The organism is Halorubrum sp. SP9 (assembly GCF_005435015.1).
In the GTDB taxonomy this organism is placed as follows: Archaea; Halobacteriota; Halobacteria; order Halobacteriales; family Haloferacaceae; genus Halorubrum; species Halorubrum sodomense.
In genome coordinates this window covers 1-3,163 of the sequence record NZ_SGXU01000065.1, presented here as the reverse complement: position 1 = coordinate 3,163, position 3,163 = coordinate 1, and the positions used below count along the sequence as shown (strand labels likewise).

The window sequence follows — 3,163 nt, the reverse complement described above, 5'->3', positions numbered from 1 at the left end:
CTTCGTCCTTCTACTCCGTGATAACAGCTGATTAGATCGCTATTCAACACAGCAGCTTCTAACAGTCTCTGAGGATCTCAATGGAGCTAATGTACTGTGCGGGCGTGTAGTCAAAAATAACCTGTAGCCAATTACAGATATCTCGACTCAAGAACGTCGACAAGCGTCCGGTTCGCAGCGTCACCGTTATGATCTAACAGGAGTCGGCGGGGGCTCAGTTCACTCACACCGCCATGGTGATCGACAGCCTGTTGGACGATTTCTCGAGCCTCAGCGTCTGTGATGGTTGACGACTCATCGTATGCAATCCGGATCAGATTTGCCACTTTCTGAACGAGCTCGACGTAGTCGTCTTCAGTGAGTTTACTGAGAACCAGTCGCTTCACGTAATACCGGTCAGAAAGCGCTTGATGACCCGCATCTTCGATAAGTGAATCCCACTTTTCCTCGTTGCCGACGAAGACGAACATCATGTTCTCGAACTGATCCTTCTGGTAGCACTTGTTGTAGAGATCAATCAACCGCTGGGTGGTCGCTGAATCAGGATCCCACTCTAACTGTTCAGCTGCCTCGTCAATGAGTATTGTTAGCCCATTGTAACCAAGTTCAAGAGCAATCGAGCGGATGTGACGGAGATATTCATACTCGTTTTCTTTTGTCACGTTGTCGAATCCAACCTTGCCAATGGCGTGGAGTTCCTCGAGTGAGATGCTTTCTCCTTGGAGATAGCCGCTCACAGCAGCCAATACCTCGACCCGACTTAGTGTCACGTCGTCTCGTTCAACGTGGAGAGATCCGGAGGCCCAAGCGTCGAGTAAATTCAGAAGCATTTGATAGATTGGATGTCCGTGGAACCCATACTTTGAGGCTATATTCTCAAATTCACCCTGAGAAACCTCCTCGCAAAATTTTCGAAGTAATGGGGTAACCCCTCTGCCTCCCTCATCTGGGTAGCGGATATTCTGGACAATGCCACGATAGAGCTCACCCTTGTCAGAAATCGCCTCAAGATCCTGTATATCGAACTCAGATCGGAGGAATCCCATGTCTGAGGCTCGGTCCGCGACTAGATTAATGAAGAAGGACTTCCCATAACCGAAATCTCCGAGCACGAAGAAAATCTGTCCATTGCCACGCTTGACGCTCTGGAGGCCTTCAGTCGGTTTTTCACAGAGTCGTCGCTCTTCGGCCTCCCGCCCAACACGAATGTGGTCAACATGATCGGGATCCGGCGGCACACCGTTCTGGATCCGAGTGAGAATATCGATAGCGGTGTCTTTGTCAATCTGGCCGTCCCCAGTTTTACTACTCGTCATCGGTGTGATGATTCTCAAACGTGTCTTGTAACTCCATCGCAATGTACCGGTTGTCATTGGTCCTGATACTTCCGTGTCTGTCACTCCCTTTTCGATGGAATGTACTGACAGAGTCCCTTATTCGGTCCATGTACCCCTCACTTCCGAGCAGTTCACGGATTGTTGGTTCGGCACTGTTGTCTGGTGATTCAAATTGATTCCTTGCCTTCGGCAGTGACAGACAAAACTCGACGATGTCATCGAAGTAGACTAGATCTCCTTCCTCGAACTCACCGATGGTGATGTAGGTTTTCGTGATCTCATAGAGGAGGTCCGCTTTCGAGTCGTCTGTAAGTGTGTTGCCTTCGCGAAGCGATGTTCCGAGCGTGTCGATTACATCGTTAACCGTGTTCGTGATAGTTGCCGGGCGGACCTGGTTCCCATCCACTGAGACCTCACTGTATGGGAGTAATATCTCGACAGTCGATGTTCGATGTGATCCACCTTCCGGGGCAACAGTCACCGTGAGCTCTTGTCCCGATTGTGTCTCTAGCTGCTCGATAGACACATTCTGATCATCTGGGAGACTTCGCATGAGCTGTGTTTCAATCCCCTCAATGAAGTGGTCCCACGCGCTGTTGATATCGCGCTCTAGCTTGTAGTAGAGCGCCTCGTCAGCTTCACGCTCCGGGTCGAGAGAACGCTGGAGTTCGACTTTTCGCTCAATAGCCCCAACACCCCCTTGTTTTGTAATTTTGAAATCAGACAGGATCGTAGACCAGTGACGTTCATACCATTCTGGGGGACGTGCTTCCTCCTGCTCGCTCTCCGAAACCTCAGCTCCGTCTGTCGTTTGTTGATTCTCTGGCGGAATCTGCGGAGTCAACGTTTTTCGTTTCCGATTCCGGAGCAGCAATGCGTTTTCGACCACCGATTCCGCTGTGGTCTGTAATGAGGTGGCAATTCCCTCAGTTGATGTCACCAGCGCTTGCCACCTCTCTTTTGTGACTGTTTCCGCGTCGAGATAGCGTTTGATCCACTCCACCAATTGCTTCTCTGGATTCCCGCTCTGGATAGGAACGGTGCCAATATAGGGTATTGCTGACGGGCCCCTGTGTCTGAGTTCGAAACTGTGGCTCCTACCGTCGTCCTTCCGGGCAACTTTGACAGTTGGGAAGGAGTTTCGTCGGGATCGATATTGGTCGTAGTTTGGGTGAGAGACGATTTCCTCCTCCCAGAGATTGTCAAATCGCTTTTCGTTAAACGATTTCTCTGAGTAAGCGCCTTGAAGGCCCACAGTAATTGCGCGTCTGAAATGGAGCGACCACAATTCATCAGGGAGGTCGTACGCGGTCACGCTTGCGGGTCGGACAACATTCTCAACCACCCGGTTGTCAGCGACGTCGTACCGGAGTCTATCATACCACTCGTCAACGCTTGTGGCGACGGGTTCTGTGATATCAATATTCCCACTGGCCCCCGTCTCTATAGAGAACGCGCCAATACCACGGAACGTGCTATTGATTTTCTCCTCCTCATTGGGACTGCCGACTGGCGCAATGATAGCAACGTCGAGCCCTGTAAGGAGTAGTTGTTGGAGGTTCTGGCTTGCCTGGATTAGTGGTTTTTGTTCATCAAGCGAAGAAAGTGGTTCAGCGCTCTGGAAGATGATTCCACCAACCGTCTGTTGGCCTGCCAGATTACCCGAGCGAGCGGCAATACCAACTGCCGCAGCGAGATCGTCTTTCGTGAGTTCCTGGTTTTCCCACTTGTCTAGGGCTTTCTGAATTTGTTCGGCCAAGTCGATGCCAATTGACATCGCATCACCGATGACACCCGACCCGTATGGATCAGCATCGTACCGGCTA

At 51.0% G+C, this 3,163-nt stretch carries 2 protein-coding genes; both read right to left on the bottom strand.

Features of this window, described 5'->3' with window-relative positions; all coding sequences use genetic code 11:
- Positions 1 to 131: 131 nt before the first annotated feature.
- Entirely contained in the window at positions 132 to 1,316 is a 1,185-nt protein-coding gene (locus EXE45_RS16220) for a BREX system ATP-binding domain-containing protein (RefSeq protein WP_137694931.1), read from the bottom strand.
- A partial coding sequence (locus EXE45_RS16215) for a hypothetical protein (protein ID WP_206750477.1) occupies positions 1,306 to 3,163 on the bottom strand: 1,858 nt, incomplete at its 5' end. The genes EXE45_RS16215 and EXE45_RS16220, both read right to left, overlap by 11 nt.